The organism is Psychrosphaera sp. F3M07 (genome assembly GCF_018860345.1).
Taxonomy (GTDB): Bacteria; Pseudomonadota; Gammaproteobacteria; order Enterobacterales; family Alteromonadaceae; genus Psychrosphaera; species Psychrosphaera aquimarina.
In genome coordinates this window covers 86853-112349 of record NZ_JAHKPJ010000004.1, presented here as the reverse complement: position 1 = coordinate 112349, position 25497 = coordinate 86853, and the positions used below count along the sequence as shown (strand labels likewise).

Here is a 25497-nt window from a genome sequence, read left to right as displayed (position 1 = left end):
GCTGTAAGCTGTAAGCTGTAAGCAAAAAAGTATAGTGCGTTTAAAGTATAAACTTTTATTTATAGTTCTTTTTTACTGCATTTTCTGTTGGTACAGCTTCATCTATATGCGCCTTTTTTGGTAAAGGCTCTTCTATCCCACGTAGATACACCTGTTTATTGGCTTCTTTGGTTAAAACCACCATTTCTGTATTAGTAAGTCTGTCTTGTAACGACAACTTAGTTTTAGGCATTAACAACACTAAGATATTACCTAAGCCAAATAACGCGAACAAGGCTCTTTTGGCTGCCCTAATAAAGGTAACCGGCTCATCGTTGGTGCTTTGAATTTTAACCCGCCATGCCCTCATGCCTAAAGTCTGACCGCCGTCATGCCAAAACCATGCATAAAATCCCCAAATAACGGCAACCGTTTCTACTTTAAACCACCATTGTTGATTCAAATAGGCAGAATGATCTTGATAACCTGTAAGTTCAAATAAGCCAAATGCTTGCAGCGCATACAACGCACCTAAATTAATAATACTCAACAGCATACATAAGGCAATTACAGCCAATAAGTCATAAACTATGACAGACAAACGTTTAAAAAAACCTGCGCGAGGGAAAACTTCAGACATAAATATTCAATGTAAGTGATAATAACTGGGCGTTAGTCTACCAACAAAAGCATTAAATCCAAACAACATAGAGCGTCTTGATTTAGTAATTTGCACAATATATAAACACTCAAGGCGTATATATTGATAAATCACTTGCATGCATACAAACCGTGGTTATAATTCCTCTCGCTAAATGTAATGAACTTGCAACGAACCTAATCGTTTCATCAATTACCTTATAGCGTGAGTTATAAATTAGAAATGCCAGCGTGGTGAAATTGGTATACACGGGGGATTCAAAATCCCCTTTCGAAAGAAGTGTCGGTTCGAGTCCGACCGCTGGTACCATTTCTAACTTATAACTAAAACAACCGATTATTCTTGTAATGAGAACATCGGTTTTTTTATGCCTGAAATTTATGGTGGATTTCAAGATGTGGTGAAATTGGTATACAAAGGGGATTCGCTTTCCATAAGAGCCGCCCTTTCGAAAGACGTGTCGGTTCCCGAGTTCCCATATAACGACCGCTGGTAGCATTTCGCCTTGTTCTTATAGAGCATAACTAAAACAACCGATAATTCTTGTAATGAGAACATCAGTTTTTTATGTCTGCACTTTATGAAAACCTAAGAAGTGAAATTGCTATACACGTAGGATTCGCTTTTACTTCTAGCTTCTAGCTTTTACTTACCGCTTATAGCTTACAACTCTTTGGTCTTAACTGACTTGATCATAACGTTAGGATCTAACAGGACGGTTAATACCTCTTCACTTATATCAGTAAGTTCTTTTGCAACTTCAAATACCGTTCTTTGCTCTGCGTGGGCTTGTTTTGCAATTTCTGCGCTTTTTTCATAGCCAATTAAATTTATAAGTGCGGTTGCCAGTATCGGATTTTTTGCTAAGTTACCTTCAATATGTTGATGGTTAATTTGCATACCTTTAATAGCTTTGTCGGCCATCGTTATACTGCACGAGCTCAGAAGTTGGATACTTTGCACTAAAGTATGTCCAATTAATGGCAACATGGTATTTAGCTGGAAATTACCTGACTGCCCAGCTAACGTGATGGTGGTGTCGTTGCCAATCACTTGTGTACAGCCCATTAATACCGCTTCAGGGATCACTGGATTAACCTTACCGGGCATAATACTGCTGCCTTTTTGTAATTCTGGTAAATGAATTTCATTTAACCCATTTAATGGCCCACTACTTAACCAACGAATATCATTACTAATTTTGCTTAAACTCACAGCTGTAGTTTTAAGAATGCCACTGACGGATACGGCAACATCTTGAGCACTGATTGCATGAAATAAATTATCTGCGGGAGTAAACTTTAATTTAGTTTTCTCAGTTAATATACGAGTGACAATTGTACCGAATTCTGCATCCGTATTTACCCCTGTGCCTATCGCAGTGCCTCCAATTGCCAGTTTACAAAGATGTTGCAAACTATTCTGTAACTGGTCATGAGCAAATCTTATTTGACTACTCCAAGCACTAATCTCTTGAGCAAAGCTAAGTGGCATTGCATCCATTAAGTGAGTTCTACCCGTTTTAATTGTATTGTGATGTTCAGAAGCTTTTTCATCTAAAGTATTACTTAAGTGTGATAATGCAGGGAGCAATTCTTCTGAGATAAGTTTTGCTGCACTTAAGTGAATACAAGATGGAATTACGTCATTTGAGCTTTGCCCCATATTCACATCATCATTTGGGTGAACATTAATATAATTGTAACTTTTTAACTTTATTAATGACGCTATAACTTCGTTAGCGTTCATATTAGTGCTAGTGCCAGAACCTGTCTGAAATATATCAATTGGAAATTGTTTATCATGCACTCCATCCGCTATTTCATTTGCTGCATGTTGAATAGCTGTTGATTTATCAGTCTTCAACAACCCCAATTCATTATTAGCTTGAGCACATGCACTTTTTAATGTGCCTAATGCCCAAAGAAATGCACGAGGCATTTTTATATTGCTGATCTTGAAGTTACCCAAGGCTTTGGTCGTTTCGGCACCGTATAATATTTCAGATGTTCGATCGGACATTACAGCCTCTTTAGATTCTTGCATCGTTACAATCCTTTTTATTCAATTGAATTATTATACGGGGTGTTATTAAAACTTTAGTTTGCCCACCAAGATATAAAATTTAAATCTTACTTTCTCACAGTTGATCCTGCACTTGTGCAAGGTATTCAAGGTCGTTCAACTTATCATCGTGATACTCAGGACATGCTTAAATCTGTTCTAAACTAATATTACACTTCACAGTTCTCTCCTCCCAATTCATGCTCTCAAGTTGTTGTGGTGATATCAGTACTTTTTTCCCACCTGGCAGCCAATCTCGTGTATCAATAACAAGGTAACGTAAAGACCAATCATAGGTATCCCATATAAAATCTTTTACATAACCTTTTTTGCCATCAAGTGCATCTATACCATAATGAGTGATCTCATTGGCGGAGCGAAGATGGTTCACGGCTTTATAGTCACTATTTTTATCCAAAGGTAAGGTCTTAGCTTCAACGAGTCCGGTCGGGTTAGCATACTCACCCCATGTGTCTAAACCCATCCAATAATAACCATAACCGTAATAATCAAAATATTTTTTCTCAAACTCACGAGAAACCGTTTCATGCTCATCAATCCCAGGGCTGTTTTTAACCATATCTTTCGAAATGGATACGTTAAGTAATTGTTCTTCTGTTGTAAATTCACCTAATGCTATAGGACTTATCAAGGTTTTTTGGCTAAATGGTATCCAGGGTTGTATATCAACAACCAGAAATCTTATCGCCCAATACCTATCATCAAAATAGACATCTTTAACCTTGCCGATATCACCATCTAATGCATTAATAGTCGTGCCGTTTAGATCATTTAATTTAACTAGCATTATTTCTCCAATCATATGTGTTAATTTTACAAGCTCATTTCTGATTTAAGATAATTACATTGAACAACAATGTTCATTCCACTTTGATAGCTCTAGTTTGCTTACCACCAAAACAAATAATTAGAGTACGAACCAAATAAAAACCCTAAAAACTAATAAAAACCAATAAAAACAGCTTTATAAATACTTATGTTATAACAATGGTATCATACAACCAGAAATATACTTAGTACACTAAGTATGTTTTAAGATCGATTATTATATTTAAGACAAATAGCATATTAATGTTACTGAGGCGCAGTTATGAGTTACAAGATCACAAAAACAAGTCGTAAACATGCACCTTTAGAAAAAGAATTTCTTAAACTGTCTTCTCCTATTGAATCATTTATTGATAGTCAGGCCATAGCCGGAATCGTATTGCTTATCTCAGCAGTTGTAGCCATTTTGATGGTTAATTTGGGATGGCAACACAGTTATGAGGCGATAAGTTCAATCCAGTTCACTATGTCTCTGGGTGATTCAGAAATAAGTCATTCCATACATTATTGGGTCAATGATGGTTTAATGGTGTTGTTCTTTTTTATTCTGGGATTAGAAATAAAGTACGAATGTTTAGTTGGTGCAATAAGTAATTTAAAAGACGCTGGATTAGTAATAGTGATGGCAATAGGCGGGATGGTACTTCCTGCTTTGATATATATAAGCATTATTTGGCTGAGTGATACTACGGCTTATCAGGGATGGGGGATCCCAATGGCAACAGATACAGCATTTGCCATTGCGATTTTAACTCTGCTCGGCAAAAAAGCGCCCAAAGCAGCAGCCGTTTTACTCACAGGATTAGCCATAGTTGATGACATGGGTGCTGTCACCGTTATTGGCTTTTTTTATACTGAACAAATCGTTGTTTTATCTCTTATTTGGGCAGGCATCACTTTATTTGCCATGTTCATGCTAAATATACTTGGTATTAGAAAGCCTATATTTTATTTTATTGGCGGAGTTTTGCTTTGGTGGTTTATCCTTCAATCCGGAGTGCACGCCACAACAGCAGGACTTTTAGCCGCTTTAATGGTGCCAACTCGACCTTATGCCAAAAAGAAATGGTTTAGTAATAAAATGCAAAAGGTGATTGAAAATTTTCAGGAAATGGACAAAGCCAATACTCCAATACTTGCTAATGAGCAACAGCATGCACTCGCGGTTCAAGCAGAAGTCATAGCTAAAAGCACCACAACGCCTATTTTACGTTGGGGGAATACGCTAGACAAACCAGTCAGTCTTATAATTCTACCTTTGTTCGCTTTTTTAAATGCAGGGGTATTATTACCCACTGAGGTTCCTGAATTTAACGACAGTATCGTCACAATAGCTATCATTTGTGGATTAGTTTTAGGTAAAGGCATAGGAATAAGCCTTTTTGCTTGGTTTAGCTTAAAAATAGGTTTGGTTAGACTGCCCCCAAACATACATTTCTCTCATATCGTTGGTATAGGTTTTTTGGCTGGAGTCGGATTTACCATGTCATTGTTTATATCGGCATTAGCATTTGCAGGGCAACCTGTATTAATCGAACAGGCAAAACTAGGTATTTTATTTGGTTCTATTATTGCTGGAGTGTTAGGGATCATCATCTTTTCATTGCCAACAAAAACAAAAAATTTGTAGTCTACAATATTGATATTGTCGGTTACCATCTGAATAGTAAGAATATTTATAATTTTAGGATCACAACAATGGCAATCGAGAGATTAGAAACCAAACAGCGTATGAGCCGGATAGTTAAACACAATGGTGTGATTTATTTATGTGGCCAAGTGTGCGCTGATGCTTCTCAAGGCATCACTGAACAAACACAGACTATGTTAGATAAAGTAGACGCTTTACTTATACAAGCTGGCAGTGACCGCGAACATATCTTATCTGCCACTATCTACATCAAAGATATGCAAGATTTTGCTCAAATGAACGAGGTTTGGGATAACTGGGTGCCTGAAGGCTTTGCCCCTGCAAGAGCTTGTGTTACGGCCAATATGGCACGTGAAGCTTTATTAGTTGAGATTTCTATTGTTGCAGCTGAGATTTAAATAAGAAGAAACGAAGTAAATTATTTGAGCTATAAAAAACAGCGCTATTTAAGCGCTGTTTTTGTTTATTAACATTCAGTATTAACCTTACGTTAATAGAACTACAAACCGTTGTGGTATTGCACTACGGTTGAGTCTGGCACTAATGAATTAATCGTTTCTATTGGCGCAGTCTCACCACTAAGTAATTGTTCAAACTGTTGGATCAAGGTCACTTTATCTGGTGAGGTTTTATCGCCTGCACCAATATTAGTTAAATCAATCATAAAGGTATCAAACAAGTCAGATAAATCGTTGATGATCTCAGTGTTTAAGAACTGATCTTGATTATAAATACTTGGATAACCTGCTTTTTGTTTGTCGATGGCAAACGAATCACCTTTGAGATTTGTGATGCTAGTAGATTTATCACAAGACAACATACAACCGTTATCTATACGTGGTTTTTCACAACCCACACTTTGTTGGAAGAAACACTGTCTGCTAGTCATCAATAATATTGGATGATAAATGCTATACATCATCTTAAAGTTATCCGGACGCGCAATATGCCTAATTTGTTTAAAGTTGATCTCGTTAGAAATAAACGCACCGGCACAATCGAATTCTTGCTGTAAACCTAATAACGCATACGAGTTAGTGGTATTTAAAAACGGGCCTGCTATCCATTTAATCCCTAATGCGTTGGCTTCATAAGCGATACCTGTGTTGTTAGTCACAATAAGCTTAGGTTTAACCTGCTTTAAAATATTTACCGCAACGTCGTAATCTTTACCAATTAATACTGGTGGAAACCATGGGATTAAACGCGGGTTTTGATTCAAAAAATCTATGTACTTGGTGCAATCACGTTTGTAAGCATCTGGTAATTTGAAATAGATATCAGCATCAGTTTCATCTGCCAAAGCCACATCCGCTTCATCACAGATTAAAATACTTAAGTCCGCTTTTTTAAGGCCATCAGTTTGAGGTTTCTGATGTTTGGTTAACGGTGGTAAAGTTACTTCTGGATGAATTGGTGCGTTTTTATTAAGAATGATTGAAATTTCATTTCTAATCGCGGTCAATTCTTTATAAGGGATAGTTAATCCTGCATCTAGCTCATCTGAGTTTAGAGCTTGTAAGTCATATTCTTCATTGTTTAACCCTCTAAATCTTTTATCAAGCGCGTTTTCATCTAAGCTCAGTTTCTCACTTTTAACTAACGGACTGCTAGATTGAAGTACAAACGATTTAGTTTCTGTTGATAATAAACTAGATACATACTCTTGAGTGGTGACTGTGACGGTAAATACGTCACCAAGTTTACCGGAGAAGCTTAACGTTAATGGTATTTTATCAATGTTTAGATGTTTAATTTTATCTAACATGATGTCTTGAAGTTCGCTTTTCTCTTTGTTCAGATCTTTCTCAATTTTTTGAATTTGAACGACCGAAATTAAATCTTTGCTCTCAATACCTGGCTTTCTTAATACTAAACTTTCTGCAACTTGTTTTTCTACACCGTTTTTCTCTAATGCATAAACTTTAGAGTTATCTCTCGGGTTGTCGATAAACATTGACTGATTTAAATCACCACGTAAAAAGGCATTGGAAAAGTCGCGGTTAAATACTTTGTACAAACGCTCGCCATCTTCTAATAACTCACCGGTTTTCAAGAATCCGTCAATCTGTTTACGGAAACTATCTACGACTGTGTGTACATAACTTGCGCCTTTAATGCGCCCTTCTATTTTAAAAGAATGAACGCCAGCTTCGATTAACGCAGGTAAGTCAAAAAAGGCGGAATTATCTTTTATATTCAGCGGGAAGTTATTGCCAGATTCAGTAGTTTCATATTCTTCACGACACGCTTGACTACAACGGCCTCGATTACCTGAATTACCCACACTGGCAGATGTTGAGTAACACAAACCAGAAAACGCCACACAAAGTGAACCATGAACAAATACTTCCATTAGTACATCGTGTTCAACACCCACTTTAGTGAGTGCAGTGATTTCGCGTAAGTTCATTTCTCTGGATAAGTTAACACGGGATGCGCCAAACTTTTTCAAGAATGGAATTTGTCCAGCATTATGCGTGGTCATTTGCGTAGAGGCATGAATATCCAAGGTTGGATAATGTTTCTTTAAAATATAAAGCAAACCAAAATCTTGCACGATCACGCCGTCTAACGTGGTGTTTACTAACTTGTTTAATAACTTAGTTAGCGCCTTAAATTCATGTTCTAAAATAACAATATTAAGGGTTAAGAATATCTGACATTCATACTGATGCGCCAAACGTATTAAACCAACAAGTTGTTCAAATGTGATATTACCCGCACGATTACGTGCATTAAATGTGTTTAACCCACAATAAACGGCATCTGCTCCAGCTATAATTGCGGCTTTAATGGCTTCGGCGTCTCCACCTGGGGCGAGTAATTCAATTTTAGGGCTCATTTGTAGGCTCATAAGTACAACTTGTTATCTGCAAAACTTTGGGCGGGGATTTTACCTGTATAATGAGCAGATGAATATCGTTAAAGTGTTTTATTCCTAGTACAATCAATCGCAATGACATACATATTTGCAAAGAGCGCGGCGTGACAGAAAATAAGATGAATAAAACTAACCAGTTACCAATACTTTACTCATTGAGAAACTGTCCCTTTGCCATGCGTGCTAGGCTTGCCATTTTTCGCTCAAAGAATCCGGTTATTCTACGATCCATCGTATTAAATGATAAACCTGCCGAAATGTTAACCGCATCGCCTAAAGGCACAGTGCCCGTTTTAGTTTTATCCACAACAGAAGGGAAAATTGAACAGGTTATTGATGAAAGTTTTGATGTGATGGTATGGGCATTAACACAAAATGATCCTAATGATTTATTACATAGCCAAGATTCAGCCGCTTCAAGCGATATGTTTGCCTTAGTGGCAAAGTTTGATAATGAATTTAAAACTGCCTTAGAACAGTACAAAGCGGCCAAACGTTATCATGAAGATAACTTAATTGAATACCGTCAAGTTTGTGAAAACTATATTGCTGACTTAGAGCAACGATTAACGGCCCACTCGTTTTTAGTTTCCAACCAAGAAAGCTTAGCGGATTTAGCAATTCTGCCGTTTATCCGCCAATTTGCTAAGGTAGAACGCCAATGGTATTTACAATCACCTTACCCTAATCTACAAAAGTGGCTAAACAACTATTTGCAAAGTCCAATGTTTAATAAAGTCATGGCGCAGCACCCTTTGTATTTATCGACTAATGAGGTTATTTATTTTTAATAACTTAACTAAAGGTAATCAGCTTTTAATACTGCTCCACATATCAAGATGCATTCGCCATATGCCGTTTACTTTTTTCCAAACGATCACATAAGTACCTCTAAATTGACTTTCTTTGCCGCTCGGGTGTTTACTCAAACCTGAGTAATATCCAACGTCACTGGCCAAGTCTCCGCTTATTAATAACTCTTCTGAGTTCGTTTTATGCCACTGTAATTTCCATTCACTCTTTTTATTTGGGGTCCAGTACGCTCGAATACGGCTAATATTGTCTTCAATTGGATTATTACCGTAAATGATCTTGGCATTAGGGCTATAAATCGCCATGATTTTATCAATATCCCCGGCAACAAATGCTGCTGAAAAGGCTTTTGCTTGAGCCTCTATTGCCGCTTTATCCGTTTCAGCGTTGTCTGCATATACCAGGTTATTAATGAGTAATATTCCAACAAGAATCTGAATAACTCGAGTTAATGAATGTTTAGATTTCATAATTTTATCTCTTTAATATTATGTATTTTGACCTTAGATTGATTTGTATAAGCTGTATATAGATAACCCAGCTGTTTATGATATCGGACACAAAAAAACCGACATTTCTAAATACCAAAATGTCGGCTCTTATCAAATTACTGTGTATGCTTCTCTGTTTACTTGTGTAAATGCACATCCATTTGAGGGAATGGGATATTAAGCCCTTCTTTACCAAATGTTTTGTATACGTTTTCGTTCATATCGAAGTATACGCCCCAATAATCTGGTGCTTTAACCCAAGCTCTCACTGCAAAGTTCACTGAACTGTCAGCTAATTGAGATACCGCTATAAAAACTTCAGGATCTTTTAGTATTCTATCGTCAGCATCCGCTAATTGCTTAATAACTTCACGAGCCTTATCTAAATCGTCACCGTACGCAACACCGATTGTCCAATCAACACGTCTTTTTTCTTCCGTTGAATAGTTGATCATTGATGAAGTCGATAATCCACCATTTGGAATAATAATCGTTTTATTATCTGGCGTTTTTAAAATGGTATTAAATATTTGAATTTGTGAAACCGTTCCAACATATCCTTGTGCTTCAATAACATTACCAACCTTAAATGGTTTGAAAAGTAATATCATCACTCCGCCGGCAAAGTTTTGTAATGTTCCAGACAATGCCATACCGACAGCAAGACCAGCGGCACCTAATATGGCAATGAAAGATGTCATTTCAATACCCAGCATGCCCAGCGCACTAATCACCAACATGACTTTAAGCAACATACCTAACATGCTAAGCAAAAACGGTTTAAGCGATGGATCGATACTGCCTTTATCCAGTGCCATTTGCACACTTTTCATAATACCTTTGATAATCCAGCTACCTACAAAAAGAACGGCTAAGGCTGCAAGCACGTCCGGTCCGTTAGCTAAAACTAACTCAGTTAACTTATTTAATAACACTTCTGGTTCCATAATATTTCCTATTGTTTAGAAATTTAAAATAACGACTTGCCTCAAAGCATAACAATATACTGTGATTTGTTCATAACTATATACTGAATGTTTGTTTTTATTTTCTGTCAGAGCTTGCAGAAAATAAAGATTTACTTATAGTATCAACCAAGAGCAATTATGCTTTATCGGTTTGGATAAATTAAATTAATGGACTTACATTTAATTCGTCATATTTTTGCAAAATTGGCACTTTTAAAAGGCTGTAATATAAATCCGCCTGTATTTTTAGTCTTTAGTTTCATCATTATCCCACCATTTTCTGCACATGCTAATCCACCATGTTGGTTATCTAATCTTAATATCGAGCACAAACAAATTTATGGTGTTGCAAGTACAATAAGTGCTTCAAACCTACCCCCGCTTCACTTTGCAAAAGCGAATGCGATTAATAACTGGTTATTATCTGAAGGCCAAACAGAAATTAAATTTGATATTAACCTAACAACAATTGAAAAATACGATCTTGGTGGAGAAAACTTATATTTCTTGGCGGACTATCAACAAAAGAATAAAGTTTATAGTTTAGTTTCTACTAACCCTAATGCTAGCAACACCTCTCAAGCCTGCGCTATAACAAGCTGCAACATTCAACAATGTTCGCCATCTTGGATTTGTGAAGATCACTCAGAACAGGTTTCTTTTATCAGTGTCGCCGCACCAACTATATTTGCAAATAATCAAATAAAAAAGATTATCGACAATTCACAAAGCATAGCGAACACCATTAATCGAGCAAAGGTGGTAGGTGTTATTGATTTGTTACATTCAGATACCAGTCACCTTATCATTTCAAATATTCAACAAAGATACTCAATTACAGATTTAAGCCAACAAACAAATACCATAACCATTGGCGAAATGTGTACTGACAAGGGAACTTTATATTCACAAGTTACCCTTAATACCCCAAATATAAGTGCATTTCACAACTGGATGGATCAACCCTTGCTAGATAATATATTGGGAGTTGTTGGTTATGCCAAAGGTCAAACGTCAACTGGGCGCCTCAGTGACCTGCTAAACGTAGCGGTCAGACGCGGCTTGTTTGAAATGGCAAAAACAAAAAATATAAACGTGGAAAATGATCTAAAATTAACGTCTAACACAGATGGTTATTATTCATTGATGAGCAAGTCTCATCAATACACAGAATCTATAGTGTCTGCCTATATTGCTGATATGAAGATGAAAATTAACGACAAATTACAACCTGAGATATTTATTTGGTTATTGGAAAATAAGGACAAATCATGAATAAGCTTACAAAATTATCAACTGCTATTGCGATTTCAGTGGCAATTACTGCTTGTGGAAGCACACCAGAGACACCGGATGAGCTAAATGCCAATATTCCTGAGTGGGTGTTAAACCCGGTTGTTGAAGACGGTATCGCTGCAGCGGCATGTGTATCTTCTTCAGGAAGCATGACAACTGACAAGGCTCAAGCAACCGCGTTATCTCGTGTTGATTTAGCACAGCAAATTGGAACAAAAGTTAAGGCACTTGATAAAACGTATCAAGAGCGTGTTGATGTAGCAGGACAAGCGCAAGTTGGTTCAACATTCACTTCAGTTTCAAAACAGTTAACTGAGCAATCATTAACAGGTTCTCGAGTAATTAAAACGTCTTATGCAAACTTTGATGGTAAAAACCAACTATGCGTATTAACGGCATTAGGTTCTTCTTCAACTAAAGAATTGTTTGATAACATCTTAAAACAAAGCGAACGTCCAGTGACGATCGATCAAGAAAAAGTGTTATATCAAGAATTTAAAGCGTACAAAGCTCAAGAAGAATTAGACGCTGAACTTATGAAAAATAAGTAACGAATAGCTATTAATAAATAGTAAATCGTACAAAAAAACCCAAACTAATGTTTGGGTTTTTTATTGCATCAATAACGCTCTTTATAGAACTAATCTCTAAAGTTATTAAACTGCAATGGTTGGGCTAAATCAGCTTGTCGTAACATTTGCATTACTTGCTGCAAGTCATCACGCTTTTTACCTGTAATACGAACTTTATCACCTTGTATAGACGCCTGAACTTTAAACTTATCTTCTTTGATCATCTTTACAATTTTCTTAGATAAATCTTGTTCAAGGCCTTGTTTAAAGTCCACCCATAACGTGTGCGTTTTGCCAGTAATATCTATCTTACCTGACGCATTCATCGCCTTCGCATCTAAGTTACGTTTAGTACATTGTGAACGTAAAATATCTGACAATTGCTTTATTTGATATTCCCCTTCAGCCGTCAATTTCACTTTTTCGTCTTTAAATTCAACCGAGGCATCAACACCACGAAAGTCAAATCGAGTGGCCAGTTCACGTTTGCTGTTTTCTGCTGCATGACGAACTTCATTCATGTCTATTTCAGAAACTATATCAAAAGATGGCATGGGTATTTCTCCTAACAAAAAGCCTTTCAAACGAATCAGAAAGGCTTTATTTCTAACAAATTTACTATTTACCGTTAAGGCATCATGGCGTCTTGATCGGCGCCTTCTTTTTCAACGACAGTCGGCATTAGATCTTCTTTACTAATACCTAAACCAAGTGCTATTGAACTGGCAACATACACAGATGAATAAGTACCAATAACAACACCGAACAGTAATGCTATAGCAAAACCTTTAATTAACTCTCCACCCATCAATAACAAAGCAAATAAAACTAAAGCAGTTGTAATAGATGTGATCATGGTACGGCTAAGGGTTTGTGTTAAAGAAATATTAATAATTTCCTCTGCATCACCCTGTCGTAATTTTATAAAGTTTTCACGGATACGGTCAGATACAACAATAGTATCGTTCAGTGAATAACCAATAACCGCTAATACAGCTGCTAAAACAGTTAAATCAAACTCAATACCTAAGACACTAAACAAACCAACAGTGATGATAACGTCGTGAGCAAGCGCTGATACAGAGCCTAAAGCAAAACGCCATTCAAATCGCATAGCAACATAAATTAATATGCAGATAAGTGCTGTTAACATTGCTAAGCCGCCTTGCTCTCTTAGCTCACCACCAACACTTGGGCCTACAAATTCAATTCTACGCATTGTAGCGGTATCATCCATGGCCGTTAATGATTGCATTATACGGTTACCAACCATTTTAGAGTCTGCTGTTGTTTTATCTGCATTTTCTATTGGCGCTAAACGAATTAATACGTCTTTACTAGAACCAAAATTTTGCACGGTTGCGTCTCTAAAACCTTCTTCGTCCATTACTGAACGAATTTTTTGTAAGTCAGCGCTTTGATCAAAAGAAACTTCAATCAAGCTACCGCCAGTAAAATCTAATCCCCAATTTAGCCCTTTTGTCATAAATGACGCAAAAGCTCCAAGAATTAGTATTATTGATAAGGCCATACTAAAACGGCGTATCGACATAAAGTTAATTGTGTCTTTTAGATTTAATAATTGCATTGTAATTATTCCGTCGTTTTAAATTGAAAGGTTATCAATACGTTTACCACCCCATGTGGCATTTACAATTGCTCGTGTACCTACAATTGCAGTAAACATTGACGTCGCAATACCAATCGCAAGCGTGATGGCAAATCCTTTAATTGGACCTGTACCAATTGCAAATAAGATCACAGCCGCAATAAAGGTAGTTATGTTTGCATCGGCAATCGTTGAGAATGCACTATCATAACCATGATGTATTGCTTGTTGTGGACTACGGTTATCTCTCAACTCTTCTCTAATACGTTCAAATATAAGTACATTGGCATCAACGGCCATACCTACCGTTAATACGATACCAGCTATCCCTGGCAAGGTTAATGTCGCGCCTGGGATCATAGACATAACACCAATGATCATTATTAAGTTTGCAGCCAGTGCAACATTGGCTACTAAACCAAACTTTTTATAATAGATAAGCATAAAGATAAGCACTAATCCAAAACCTAATAATACGGCATTCATACCCGCATCAATGTTTTCTTGACCTAGGCTTGGACCAACTGTACGTTCTTCAACAATTTGAATTGGCGCAATCAAAGCACCAGCACGTAACAATAACGCTAAGTTATGAGCTTCAGCTTGTGAACCAGAACCTGTTATGCGGAAGTTACGGCCTAATCGAGATTGGATTGTGGCAACACTGATTACTTCTTCAATCTTCTTAAGTTTGAATTTGCCATTCGCGTCTTGTTTGTCTGTTTTTTTGTATTCAATAAAGACAACGGCCATTTGGTTACCAACATTGTCTTTAGTAAACGCTGACATTTTTGTGCCGCCTTTTGAATCTAAAGAAATGTTTACTTGTGGCATGCCGTACTCATCAAATGAACTACTTGCATCAACAATATGATCCCCAGTTAACGCCACTTTCTTCTCTAATAAAACCGGCCCAACTTTTGACTTTTCATATAATTTTGCACGAGGTGGAACGCGTCCATTTAATGCAGCACCTAAGTCTCCGTTAGTATCAACCAGTTTAAATTCTAGTGTCGCGGTAGCACCCAAAATTTCTTTTGCTCTTGCAGTATCTTGTACACCAGGAAGCTGTACAACAATTCGGTCTTGACCTTGACGTTGTACTAAAGGCTCTGCAACCCCCAATTCATTAACACGGTTACGAATGATGGTAATATTTTGATCTACAGCATAGTTACGCGTTTCTTTTATCTTTTCTGGTGTCATTCTTACCAGTAATTCGTAACCATTAGAATTACTGTCTTCAACAATACTGTAACCTTGATAGCGTTTTTCTAGTAATCGACGAGCCGGATCTAAATCCTCTTCTTTACGAAGCTCGATACGAACTGCTTCGTTTGCTACGTCACGTTTAATAGTACGATAGCGAATTTTTTCTTCACGTAAGTCAGCTTTGAAATCTTCAACCATTTGGGTATACGACTTATTCATCGCTTCACCCATGTCCACTTCCATCAAGAAATGTACACCACCACGTAAATCTAAACCTAACTTAAGAGGTCCGGCGCCTATCGCTTCTAACCAAGCTGGTGTCGCAGGCGCTAAGTTTAATGCCACAACATAACTGTCGCCTAAACTGTCGCCAATCGCTTCTTTAGCTTTTAATTGGTCATCTGAATTTTTTAGGCGAATTAATATACGGTCTGTTGTTAACTCTGATTTTTTGTAACTGATATTTGCGTTATCTAATTTTTCTACAACGCTATCTAATACTAATGCGTTAACTTCCGCACCACGAAGTCCTGAGACTTGAATCGCTGGATCTTCACCATATAAGTTAGGTGCTGAGTATAAGGCGCCTATGGCCAATATCATCAACACCATTATGTATTTCCAAAGTGGATACTTGTTTAACACGTGTTAACCCTTTTGAATTTATTTAACTAAAAAAAAGCCAGCCCAAAGGCTGGCATTTTGGAACAATTAGATTGATTTAATTGTGCCTTTAGGAAGTACTGAACTGATTGATGATTTTTGGATCATAATTTCAGTATTTTCCGCTAATTCAACTTTAACAAAGTCTTTATCATCAGATACTTTAGTGATTTTACAAAGCATGCCACCGGCAGTAAGCACTTCGTCACCTTTGCTTAATGAGCTAACCAAGTTTTTATGCTCTTTAACGCGTTTAGCTTGCGGACGATAAATCATGAAATAAAAGATTAGACCGAAGATCAACAACATAATTAACATGTCTGGACCTGCTGCTGCTGGTGCTGCTCCGCCTTCTGCATACGCATTTGAAATAAATAAGCTCATTAGTTTTCCTTAATATTTTATTTTAATTTTTATATTGAAATTCTATATAAGGGCAAACCGTATAGATACAACTGCATGCCCTTAGTTTTATTATTTTATGTATTTAACTTGCTAAACCTTCATCAGACAAGCTAGGAACAGGTAATTCTCTTCTTGCGTAGAAATCAGCAACAAATTCATCTAATTTATTTTCATCTATTGCTGCTCTTAACCCTTCCATCACACGTTGGTAAAAACGCAAATTATGAATCGTGTTTAATCTCGCACCTAAGATCTCATTACATTTGTCTAAGTGATGTAAGTACGCACGTGAATAGTTTTTACATGTGTAACAATCACATTCATCATCCAATGTTGAAGGATCATCCTTATGGCGAGCGTTACGAATTTTTATAACCCCATTGGTTACGAATAAATGTCCATTACGCGCATTTCGAGTTGGCATTACACAATCGAACATATCAATACCACGACGCACTGATTCAACGATATCTTCTGGTTTACCAACCCCCATCAAATAACGAGGTTTATTTTCTGGTAATTTATATGCTGTGGTATCAAGAATATTAATCATATCCTCTTTTGGTTCACCAACAGATAATCCGCCTATTGCATAACCGTCAAACCCGATACCTTCTAGACCTTCCAACGAAGATTCGCGTAACTCTGGATACATACCACCTTGCACAATACCGAATAACGCTGATTTGCTATCACCGTGTTCATTTTTAGAACGTTCCGCCCATCTTAGGGATAATTCCATCGACGTTTTCGCTTCTTCGAATGTCGCTGGGTAAGGGGTACATTCATCAAATATCATGACAATATCTGAACCTAAATCACGTTGAACCGCAATTGAACGTTCTGGTGTTAACATGATCTTTTCACCATTAATTGGTGAACGGAATTCAACACCGGCTTCTGTGATCTTTCTTAAATCACCTAAACTAAATACTTGGAAACCACCAGAGTCAGTAAGGATTGGCTTATCCCAACCCATGAAGTCATGTAAATCACCATGTTTACGAATGATTTCTGTGCCTGGACGCAACATTAAATGAAAGGTATTACCCAAACAAATATGAGCACCCGTTTCTTTAACTTCTTCTGGTGTCATCCCTTTTACAGTGCCGTAGGTACCAACAGGCATAAATGCAGGTGTTTCAATAACACCTCGGTCAAAGGTAATTCTGCCTCGGCGAGCTTTACCGTCTGTATTTAATAATTCAAACTTCATTCTAAGTCTCAAAACTAAGGGCTGATTAATATGCTTTAGGTTCAAATTTTATTTAAATAACTAAGCATTCAGCAATGGGTAATAAAATGGCGGGTATTATATACCAGAGGGTTTAAAGAGTAACCCTCTAGTTGAAATTAGCTATGATCTATAAACAAGCTTAATCCGTAGCTTGATTCGTTAAAAACATGGCATCGCCGTAACTAAAAAAACGATACTCGTTAGCAATCGCTAAATTGTAACCTTTTAATATATTCTCTTTACCTGCAAAGGCAGACACTAACATAATCAAGGTCGATTCTGGCAAGTGAAAATTAGTCACCATGGCATCCACCACCTTAAATTCATATCCTGGATAAATGAAAATGTCGGTTTCGCCTGTAAAAGGAACTAATTGATCAAATTGTTTGCTCGGCATTGCGCACTTCCAAGCAGCAGATTCTATTGAGCGCACTGAGGTTGTACCAACGGCAATGACACGCTTACCATTGGCTTTGGTTGACTGTATAGCTTCAACAACGTTTTCCGGCACTTCTGCATATTCAGAATGCATCACATGTTCTTGTACATCATCGACTCGAATTGACTGAAACGTTCCAGCGCCAACATGTAAAGTCACAAACTCTGTACTTACGCCTTTGTCTTTTAACTTTTGTATTAATTCTTCAGTAAAGTGTAATCCAGCAGTTGGTGCTGCTACTGCCCCCGGTTTTTCATTGTAAACCGTTTGATAACGCTCTCTATCATCTTCCGTATCAGGTCGGTCAATATAAGGCGGCAACGGCATATGACCGTAGTTTTCTAACGCCGACAATGCTGATTCATTTGATAAAAACTTCAATTCAAACAAATCATTGTGACGCTTTATCATTTCCACTTTAACGGCATTTTCTAATGTTAAAATATTACCTGGTTTTGGTGACTTGCTTGCTCGAACATGCGCAAGTACCGTATGTTCATCCACTAAGCGCTCAACTAAAATCTCTACCTTTCCACCACTTTCTTTTTGGCCAAACAATCTTGCTGGTATAACTCGAGTATTATTAAATATTAATAAATCCCCTTCATTCACCAAATCTAAAATTTGTTCAAATTGACAATGTTTAATATCGCCAGTTTGCCCATCTAACGCCATCAATTTACTACTACTGCGCTGCTTCTTTGGCGCTTTGGCAATTAATGTTTCTGGTAAGTCAAAATGAAAATCAGCTACTTGCACTACAAACCTCTATTAAGAAATATTGCCATACTCATCAAGTATGATCGTTAGATAAAATCAAACAAATAGATATTGTATCAGCGTTTAAGATTTAGAGTCTTGTTTATTACTCATATTATTTATAAAGTAGGACACGTTTTAGTCCGATTACATAAAATGAGCGATATTACTCTATATGAATAGTCAACTACCCTTGTTGTTAATTTCTGCCGATGCAGAAACTAGGACAAAGTTGAAAAATTACATTAACAAACTTCAACTTTTTGATGTTGACGTAGCTTTTGATAGTAATGACGCAATCGACAAACTTAGGCAAAATCCTTATCAATTTATCATTTCTGATATAAATATCGGTGATGTAGATGCTTGGTGTTTATCCAGTTTAATCCGCTCAGACATTTACAAATGTGATAAAAAGACGCCCATCGTTTTATTAGCCGATACCCATAGTGAACGTATCGCAGAGGCAACTGCAAAATCATTTGGAATCAACTCTGTATTAGCTAAGTCTGACTCCGCTCGTGTAAATGAAATTTTAGCTGACGCCTTTTCTACTTCTTTACCCCTTAAAGATAGGTTAAATGGGTTAACCATTATTTCACAGGAAGACACAACTCAAGACTTCCAAGCATTATTAAAAGAACGATTTTATGTGGACACCACAGATTCAGCAAAAAGTGGATTGTCACTGATCCGTCAAAAAGACTTTGATTTTGTCATCATCGACAGTGAGCTTGAAAACGAAGCGGCAATGCCATTGATGCAAACCATTCGTTATGAAGTACCTAGTTTACCTATTGTTGTGCTTGTCCCAAGAAATGACTTTGACTGCGCTGAACACTTTGTATTAAATGGTGCGAGTGACTTTATATACAATCCTTTTAATGCATCACGAGTGCTTAACATTTGTGAACGCGCTGCCCGCCGTAACGATTTTATGATCAGTAATAAACAATTTACTGGCAAAGTCGATCAATTAGAGAAAAGTGAACGTAAATTTAAAGCCTTATCCAATGAACATACTCAATTACTAGGGCAATTGAGTTCCGTCGTCATGGAATTAGATGAAACAGGGCACATACGATTTTTAAATAACGCATGGAAAACCTTAACCGGTTTTACTATTGCACAGTCTCTTGGTCGTAACATTATGGAATTCATCGACAATGATGAATTTGGTACCGCAAAGTTTTCTGCACAATTAAATAACTTATTAATGCAAACCACGTCTTCGTCAACAGAAGAAGTTCGAGTGCTTAACGCACAAGGGAAAAGTGTTTGGGTTGAGATTAAGTTTCATCAATTGATTAAAAATAAGAAAGTAAGAGGCCTTGCTGCCACCATAGATAATATCGATGACAGAAAGATTGCAGAGGATAAATTACAACATCTTGCCTTACACGATACCTTAACGGGACTGCACAACAGGTACTTTTTTGACACCGAATTAAATAGGCTTACCTTACTTGCCTCACGTGGCAGAACCGCACATAGCCTTCTTTATATCGATTTAGATCACTTTAAGATCATCAACGATACCGAAGGTCATCAAATGGGCGATCTTGTATTAAAGGAAGTGGCGCAATTATTGTCAAAACGGGTTCGCCAATCTGATATTTTATGTCGTGTAGGTGGCGATGAGTTTGTCATCTTATTAGCAGAGACACATTTAGACCAAGCGATGAACATTGGGCAAAGCATTTGTAATCAAATTGCCAATGCCCATTTCCAATTCGGCAATAACAGTTACAAAATAAGTGCAAGTATTGGCGCGTCTGAAATCGATGGTAATGCGACGGCCCCAGAGTATTTACGAAGAGCTGACATTGCTTTATATGTTGCCAAAAATAAAGGCCGGAATAGAACTCACTGTTATTCTGAAACCGATACCGATACCAAACAACAGCATGACAATATGCAATGGGCACATCGTTTACAAGAAGCCGTAGTGAACGATGGCATTATTCTCCACTTCCAACCTATTTGGGATCTTAAAAATGATGAGGTGGCTTATTATGAAGCCCTAGTTCGTTTAAATCTAAATGGGCAAATAATCTATCCCAACGAGTTTATACCTGCATTAGAAAGAGCAGAAGATATAAACATGTTGGATCACCAAGTGGTTCACCAAGCTATAAAATTAGTCAGCCAACACCCAGAATTGCATAAAGTGGCAATAAATCTATCTGCACAAGCCTTTTCAGATGAAAGGCTTTTACCGTTAATTCAAGAAAAATTAAACCTCCATAATGTTGACGGTGCCAAGATCATTTTCGAATTAACGGAATCCGCCAGTTTAACTAATGTAAGTGGAACACGGCGAATGATAGAAAAACTAAAACTGCTCGGCTGCCAGTTTTCCATTGATGACTTTGGCACTGGATTTAGTACCTTTGCTTACTTAAAAGAGTTACCCGCGAACTCAGTTAAAATTGACGGTAGTTTTGTTAAAGATATGGCGACAAATTCAGTGGATAGGTCACTTGTTTTAGCAATAATAAGTGTTGCTAATACCCTTGGAAAAGTTTGTGTAGCTGAGTTTGTTGAAGATAAACTCACTTTTGATGAGCTACGTAAATCAGGAGCTGACTTTGCACAAGGTTTTTATATAAGTAAACCGTTACCAATAGATCAAATAAAAGACTTTTCATTTACGCCATAAATTTTTAGTTCAATTTCACTTTGCATCAAACATAAAAAAACCGCCTTTAAGCGGTTTTTTTATTTTATGTCGAACTGGTATTAACGCTCAGCTATTGCTTTAACGATTGGTGAATCACCAAAACCGTTACTGGCTGCCCATTCTGCATCACCAGAACTTGCAAAGTGTGATGCTGGTAGACGTTTAACAATAAACTCACCAGTACTTGTCGCGCCGCTCTTTATCGCATAACGAACAAGAGGCTCACCACCACAAGAAATACCATCATATATATTACGCAGTTTAACACCGGCTTCTTTTAATTTTTTACGGAAACGACCTTTATTATCCGTTGCAACATTGTCACAAATACCGGCTAACAAAGCTCCAACATCCGCAGATTTAACCACTGGTGAAAAGGTTAATACCATCATCACCAATATAGTTGTTAAGATACTTGCAAAAAACTTCATTAAATACACCCCATTAGTTTCTTTCGAACTGAAAATACCATAAAACATTTTGTTATTAAACTTTAAAGCTAAACTTCGTTTAACTATTTTTTGTCAAACCGAACAAATTCATAAGCAAGAGAATTCTTTTCATCCGGCTTATGGCTTTCTGATTCAACTTGTTGCCAAGCACCGATTGTTGTCCAATCCGGAAAACGAGTATCGCCATCAACGTCCAAGTCAATAAATGTTAAATACAAAATATCAGCCTGGGGTAAAAATTGTTCATATATTTTACCACCACCAATGATCATAACTTCATCAACGCCTGCGACTAAAGACATCGCTAACTCTGTTGAAGATACAACCTCCACTCCCTCGTGTGTCCATTGTTGATTACGTGTAATAACAATGTTTTTACGACCGGGTAAAGGACGTCCAATTGATTCGAACGTTCTTCGTCCCATGATCACAGGCTTACCTAATGTCACCTTTTTAAAGTGTTTTAAATCGGCTGGTAAGTGCCATGGCATGTCGTTGTCTTTGCCAATAACTCTATCTTTTGCCATCGCGGCAATTAAAGATATCTTTGTCATATTCTTATTCTTTTAAAGCTATTCTTTGGTGTAAATGACATTAGGGTGATCGTCTTCATCATCCCAATCTTCGTCGTCAAGGTCATCATCAAAACCTTCAGGCTGAGGAGTATCCCATTGAAACATTAATTTATCTTCTTCATCTGTAACTAACTCTCTCGGCATTAACTCAAGCGCATCAGAGATGTCGTTACACAATTCTTTGGTGTTGATGCCATTTACCGCAGATATTTGGTAAATAGGTCCTTCCCATTCCAATTCTTTCGCTATGTTCTGACAAAGTTCATTTGCTTCATCTTCAGGTAACAAGTCAATTTTATTAAAGACTAACCAACGCGGTTTCTCAACTAACTTTTCACTGTACTGTCTTAACTCATTAACAATGATTCTCGCATTATCAACCGGGTTTGAACCGTCAACTGGCAGAATATCAACCAAGTGTAATAGTACACGACAACGTTCTAAGTGACGTAGGAATCGAATTCCAAGACCAGCACCTTCTGACGCACCTTCTATTAACCCTGGAATATCAGCAATGACAAACGAGTTCCCCGCTCTCACAACACCTAAGTTAGGTACTAAAGTGGTAAACGGATAATCCGCCACTTTTGGTTTAGCTGCTGATACATTACGAATAAATGTTGATTTACCAGCATTTGGTAAACCTAACATGCCTATATCGGCTAATAATAATAACTCTAATTGAAGATCACGAACTTCACCTTCAGAACCATTCGTTTTTTGGCGTGGAGCGCGGTTTACACTACTTTTAAAACGAGTATTACCTAAACCGTGGAAACCACCTTTAGCCACTAACAAACGTTGACCATGTTTAGTCAAGTCGCCAATAACTTCATTTGTATCTAAGTCACGGGCACGAGTACCGATAGGTACAGGTAAAACACAATCTACACCACGTTGACCTGTACATTTACGCCCCATTCCATTTTGGCCACGTTGCGCTTTATGAAAACGTTCAAAACGGTAATCAACTAAAGTATTTAAACCTTCATCAGCCTCAAGGAATACGTCGCCGCCGTCGCCACCATCACCACCGTCAGGACCGCCCATTGGAACATATTTCTCGCGACGAAATGAAATGGCACCGTTGCCACCATCGCCAGCTTCTACTTTAATTTCTACTTCATCTACAAATTTCATATCACGAATAACTCTTATCTTAAGAAGAATTGTAACTATTCAACTTGCAACTCTGTTAACACAAACGAGAATAACAACTTGAATAATTACAACTATATGACTGAACCCAAACATCTGCCAAGTAAATGGGCCATTCGCATTCAATATTAAGTGTAAAAACAAAAAACCCCGCAACAGCGGGGTTTCAAATTTTGAAAAGGTTAACTGAAATTATTCAGCTACAATACTTACGTATTTACGGTTAAGAGGACCTTTAACGTCAAACTTAACTTTACCTTCTGCAGTAGCAAACAATGTGTGATCGCGGCCCATGCTTACGTTAGAACCAGCGTGGAATTTTGTTCCACGTTGACGAACGATGATGCTGCCAGATAAAACTGATTCGCCACCAAAACGTTTAACACCTAAACGTTTGCTTTCTGAATCACGACCGTTACGAGTACTACCACCAGCCTTTTTATGTGCCATTTTATAGTTCCTCTATTAATTAAGCGCTAATGCCAGTAACTTTCACTTCTGTAAACCACTGACGATGGCCAGCTTGTTTACGTGAATGTTTACGACGCTTAAATTTAACAATTTTAATTTTCTCACCACGACCGTGAGATACAACTTCAGCTGAAACTTTTCCGCCAGCTACTAATGGAGCGCCAACTTTAACGTCGTCGCCATTAGCTACTAATAACACCTGATCAAACTCAATGATAGAACCAGTTTCTACATTAAGTTTCTCAAGACGAATAGTTTGGCCTTCAGCAACACGGTGTTGTTTACCACCACTTTGGAATACCGCGTACATATTACTCCGTCTCCTGTGCGTTCTTCGCACAAATTAATTCTGTAAAACAGGGCGCGAATTCTAATGGAGTTGAAATATAGACGCAAGCATAAATTGACTTAATTTTAAATTAATCTTGATTATTTTACATAATCTTCTAATTTTCACGCCAAGTTGCTAAATATTTGAGTATAAATACAATTTCATTGATAACTATTTCCACTAAATATCAAGAATTTGGGTTAAGTTATTTAGAATGTTTGGATACTCAGGTAAGATAACGCACAATTTTAGAGTCCAAGTATCAATTAGTCGAACTGTAAATGAACATCAAACAAATTTCTGAATTAGCAGAGCAAGATATGCAGTTGGTTAATCAGTGTATTAGCAAACAGTTAAACTCTGATGTCGCGTTAATAAACCAACTCGGTATGTATATCGTAAATAGCGGTGGGAAACGTATTCGCCCTATGTTGACAGTTCTGGCTGCCAGTGCCTTAGGTTACCAAGGTGAAAAGCAACATACATTAGCCGCAATCATTGAATTTATTCATACGGCTACCTTATTACACGACGACGTTGTTGATGAATCAACCCTAAGACGCGGCAAACAAACCGCAAACGCGGTATTTGGTAATCAAGCCAGCGTTTTAGTCGGTGACTTTTTATATACTCGCTCCTTCCAAATGATGGTGACATTAGATTCAATGCGCATCATGAGCATTTTAGCCGATGCCACCAATGTTATATCTGAAGGCGAAGTATTACAGTTAATGAATTGCAATGATCCAAGCACAACGGAACAAAGTTATTTTGATGTCATCTACGGCAAAACAGCCCGTTTGTTTGAAGCAACAACACAACTAGCGGCCATCATTGCTAACAGTACACCTGAAGTCGAAGACGCTATGCGTTTATATGGCATGCACTTAGGCACCGCGTTCCAATTAATTGATGATGTTATGGATTATGCGTCAGAAGCACAAGATATGGGCAAAAACGTAGGGGACGATTTAGCTGAAGGGAAACCGACATTACCGCTGTTATACGCCATGTGGAATAGCTCAGGTATCCAACAGCAGCAGATCAGTGATGCGATTGAACATGGTAATGGCATGGAGCATTTAACTGCTATTTTAGCCACTATGGAGCAAACCGGTGCTTTGGAGTACACAAAACAAAAAGCAAACGAAGAAGCTGATAAAGCAATTCAGATGTTAGACATTATTCCTGATTCTGATTATAAACAAGCACTAATCGCACTGGCTAATATTTCAGTTAATCGAACGGCTTAAAAGCTGTAAGCTGTAAGCTGTA

24 protein-coding genes and 1 tRNA gene are annotated in these 25497 nt (G+C 37.5%); 8 read left to right on the top strand and 17 right to left on the bottom strand.

Annotated elements, in window-relative coordinates; genetic code table 11:
• Window positions 1–55: 55 nt before the first annotated feature.
• On the bottom strand, window positions 56–619 hold the full coding sequence (locus KO505_RS02015; RefSeq protein WP_216053771.1) for an RDD family protein: 564 nt from the start codon (window positions 617–619) through the stop codon (window positions 56–58).
• Window positions 620–864: 245 nt separating this feature from the next.
• On the opposite strand from KO505_RS02015, the gene KO505_RS02010 reads away from it, so the two are divergent.
• Window positions 865–949, top strand: a tRNA-Leu gene (locus KO505_RS02010).
• A gap of 354 nt (window positions 950–1303) precedes the next feature.
• On the opposite strand, the gene KO505_RS02005 is transcribed toward KO505_RS02010, so the two are convergent.
• Together KO505_RS02005 and KO505_RS02000 are read right to left on the bottom strand one after the other, a co-directional pair.
• Entirely contained in the window at window positions 1304–2686 is a 1383-nt protein-coding gene (locus tag KO505_RS02005; protein ID WP_216053770.1) for a lyase family protein, read from the bottom strand.
• 166 nt (window positions 2687–2852) lie between these two features.
• Window positions 2853–3512 (bottom strand): PRC-barrel domain containing protein, encoded by a 660-nt coding sequence (locus KO505_RS02000; protein WP_252731589.1) that lies wholly within the window; start codon window positions 3510–3512, stop codon window positions 2853–2855.
• A 303-nt stretch (window positions 3513–3815) separates the two neighbouring features.
• Here KO505_RS02000 and nhaA point away from each other — a divergent pair, with 303 nt between their 5' ends.
• Window positions 3816–5183, top strand: coding sequence for a Na+/H+ antiporter NhaA (gene nhaA / locus KO505_RS01995; RefSeq protein ID WP_216053769.1), 1368 nt, complete (start codon window positions 3816–3818; stop codon window positions 5181–5183).
• A 68-nt stretch (window positions 5184–5251) separates the two neighbouring features.
• Complete coding sequence (locus KO505_RS01990; RefSeq protein ID WP_216053768.1) at window positions 5252–5602, top strand: RidA family protein; 351 nt, start codon at window positions 5252–5254, stop codon at window positions 5600–5602.
• Between the two features lie 101 nt (window positions 5603–5703).
• Here KO505_RS01990 and KO505_RS01985 read toward each other — a convergent pair whose 3' ends face one another.
• A complete protein-coding gene (locus tag KO505_RS01985; RefSeq protein ID WP_216053767.1) occupies window positions 5704–8049 on the bottom strand; it encodes a peptidase U32 family protein in 2346 nt (781 codons plus the stop codon).
• Window positions 8050–8192: 143 nt separating this feature from the next.
• On the opposite strand from KO505_RS01985, the gene KO505_RS01980 reads away from it, so the two are divergent.
• Entirely contained in the window at window positions 8193–8879 is a 687-nt protein-coding gene (locus KO505_RS01980) for a glutathione S-transferase (protein ID WP_371819936.1), read from the top strand.
• Between the two features lie 18 nt (window positions 8880–8897).
• On the opposite strand, the gene KO505_RS01975 is transcribed toward KO505_RS01980, so the two are convergent.
• Both KO505_RS01975 and KO505_RS01970 read right to left on the bottom strand, forming a co-directional pair.
• Entirely contained in the window at window positions 8898–9371 is a 474-nt protein-coding gene (locus KO505_RS01975; RefSeq protein WP_216053766.1) for a DUF4440 domain-containing protein, read from the bottom strand.
• A gap of 158 nt (window positions 9372–9529) precedes the next feature.
• The gene (locus KO505_RS01970) at window positions 9530–10339 is read right to left on the bottom strand and encodes a mechanosensitive ion channel family protein (RefSeq protein WP_216053765.1); all 810 of its coding nucleotides are present in this window, start codon (window positions 10337–10339) and stop codon (window positions 9530–9532) included.
• A gap of 189 nt (window positions 10340–10528) precedes the next feature.
• On the opposite strand from KO505_RS01970, the gene KO505_RS01965 reads away from it, so the two are divergent.
• Together KO505_RS01965 and KO505_RS01960 are read left to right on the top strand one after the other, a co-directional pair.
• On the top strand, window positions 10529–11635 hold the full coding sequence (locus KO505_RS01965; protein ID WP_216053764.1) for a hypothetical protein: 1107 nt from the start codon (window positions 10529–10531) through the stop codon (window positions 11633–11635).
• Window positions 11632–12207, top strand: a complete 576-nt coding sequence (locus KO505_RS01960) for an LPP20 family lipoprotein (protein WP_216053763.1) — start codon at window positions 11632–11634, stop codon at window positions 12205–12207. Before KO505_RS01965 ends, KO505_RS01960 begins: the two co-directional genes overlap by 4 nt.
• Window positions 12208–12296: 89 nt before the next feature.
• Here KO505_RS01960 and KO505_RS01955 read toward each other — a convergent pair whose 3' ends face one another.
• The 6 genes from KO505_RS01955 to queA form a co-directional block, all read right to left on the bottom strand.
• Window positions 12297–12782, bottom strand: coding sequence for a YajQ family cyclic di-GMP-binding protein (locus KO505_RS01955; protein WP_216053762.1), 486 nt, complete (start codon window positions 12780–12782; stop codon window positions 12297–12299).
• A 74-nt stretch (window positions 12783–12856) separates the two neighbouring features.
• Window positions 12857–13816: a protein translocase subunit SecF gene (gene secF, locus KO505_RS01950; protein WP_216053761.1), complete on the bottom strand. Its 960-nt coding sequence runs from the start codon at window positions 13814–13816 to the stop codon at window positions 12857–12859.
• 18 nt (window positions 13817–13834) lie between these two features.
• Entirely contained in the window at window positions 13835–15694 is a 1860-nt protein-coding gene (gene secD / locus KO505_RS01945) for a protein translocase subunit SecD (RefSeq protein ID WP_216053760.1), read from the bottom strand.
• Between the two features lie 66 nt (window positions 15695–15760).
• On the bottom strand, window positions 15761–16096 hold the full coding sequence (yajC, locus tag KO505_RS01940) for a preprotein translocase subunit YajC (protein ID WP_216053759.1): 336 nt from the start codon (window positions 16094–16096) through the stop codon (window positions 15761–15763).
• A 103-nt stretch (window positions 16097–16199) separates the two neighbouring features.
• Window positions 16200–17333, bottom strand: coding sequence for a tRNA guanosine(34) transglycosylase Tgt (tgt, locus tag KO505_RS01935; protein WP_216053758.1), 1134 nt, complete (start codon window positions 17331–17333; stop codon window positions 16200–16202).
• 160 nt (window positions 17334–17493) lie between these two features.
• Window positions 17494–18552: a tRNA preQ1(34) S-adenosylmethionine ribosyltransferase-isomerase QueA gene (gene queA / locus KO505_RS01930; protein ID WP_216053757.1), complete on the bottom strand. Its 1059-nt coding sequence runs from the start codon at window positions 18550–18552 to the stop codon at window positions 17494–17496.
• Window positions 18553–18727: 175 nt separating this feature from the next.
• Between queA and KO505_RS01925 the strand changes: the two genes are divergently transcribed.
• Entirely contained in the window at window positions 18728–21214 is a 2487-nt protein-coding gene (locus KO505_RS01925; RefSeq protein ID WP_216053756.1) for an EAL domain-containing protein, read from the top strand.
• Window positions 21215–21294: 80 nt separating this feature from the next.
• On the opposite strand, the gene KO505_RS01920 is transcribed toward KO505_RS01925, so the two are convergent.
• The 5 genes from KO505_RS01920 to rplU form a co-directional block, all read right to left on the bottom strand.
• Window positions 21295–21666: a DUF3718 domain-containing protein gene (locus KO505_RS01920; RefSeq protein WP_252731588.1), complete on the bottom strand. Its 372-nt coding sequence runs from the start codon at window positions 21664–21666 to the stop codon at window positions 21295–21297.
• 83 nt (window positions 21667–21749) lie between these two features.
• Window positions 21750–22241: a type 3 dihydrofolate reductase gene (gene folA, locus KO505_RS01915; protein ID WP_216053755.1), complete on the bottom strand. Its 492-nt coding sequence runs from the start codon at window positions 22239–22241 to the stop codon at window positions 21750–21752.
• Between the two features lie 18 nt (window positions 22242–22259).
• Window positions 22260–23402 carry an Obg family GTPase CgtA gene (gene cgtA / locus KO505_RS01910; RefSeq protein ID WP_216053754.1) on the bottom strand — a complete coding sequence of 381 codons (1143 nt, stop codon included), beginning with the start codon at window positions 23400–23402 and terminating at the stop codon, window positions 22260–22262.
• A gap of 210 nt (window positions 23403–23612) precedes the next feature.
• Entirely contained in the window at window positions 23613–23870 is a 258-nt protein-coding gene (gene rpmA / locus KO505_RS01905; RefSeq protein WP_216053753.1) for a 50S ribosomal protein L27, read from the bottom strand.
• A 19-nt stretch (window positions 23871–23889) separates the two neighbouring features.
• The gene (gene rplU, locus KO505_RS01900; RefSeq protein ID WP_216053752.1) at window positions 23890–24201 is read right to left on the bottom strand and encodes a 50S ribosomal protein L21; all 312 of its coding nucleotides are present in this window, start codon (window positions 24199–24201) and stop codon (window positions 23890–23892) included.
• 302 nt (window positions 24202–24503) lie between these two features.
• On the opposite strand from rplU, the gene ispB reads away from it, so the two are divergent.
• Window positions 24504–25475, top strand: coding sequence for an octaprenyl diphosphate synthase (gene ispB / locus KO505_RS01895; protein WP_216053751.1), 972 nt, complete (start codon window positions 24504–24506; stop codon window positions 25473–25475).
• The last annotated feature ends 22 nt before the right edge of the window (window positions 25476–25497 follow it).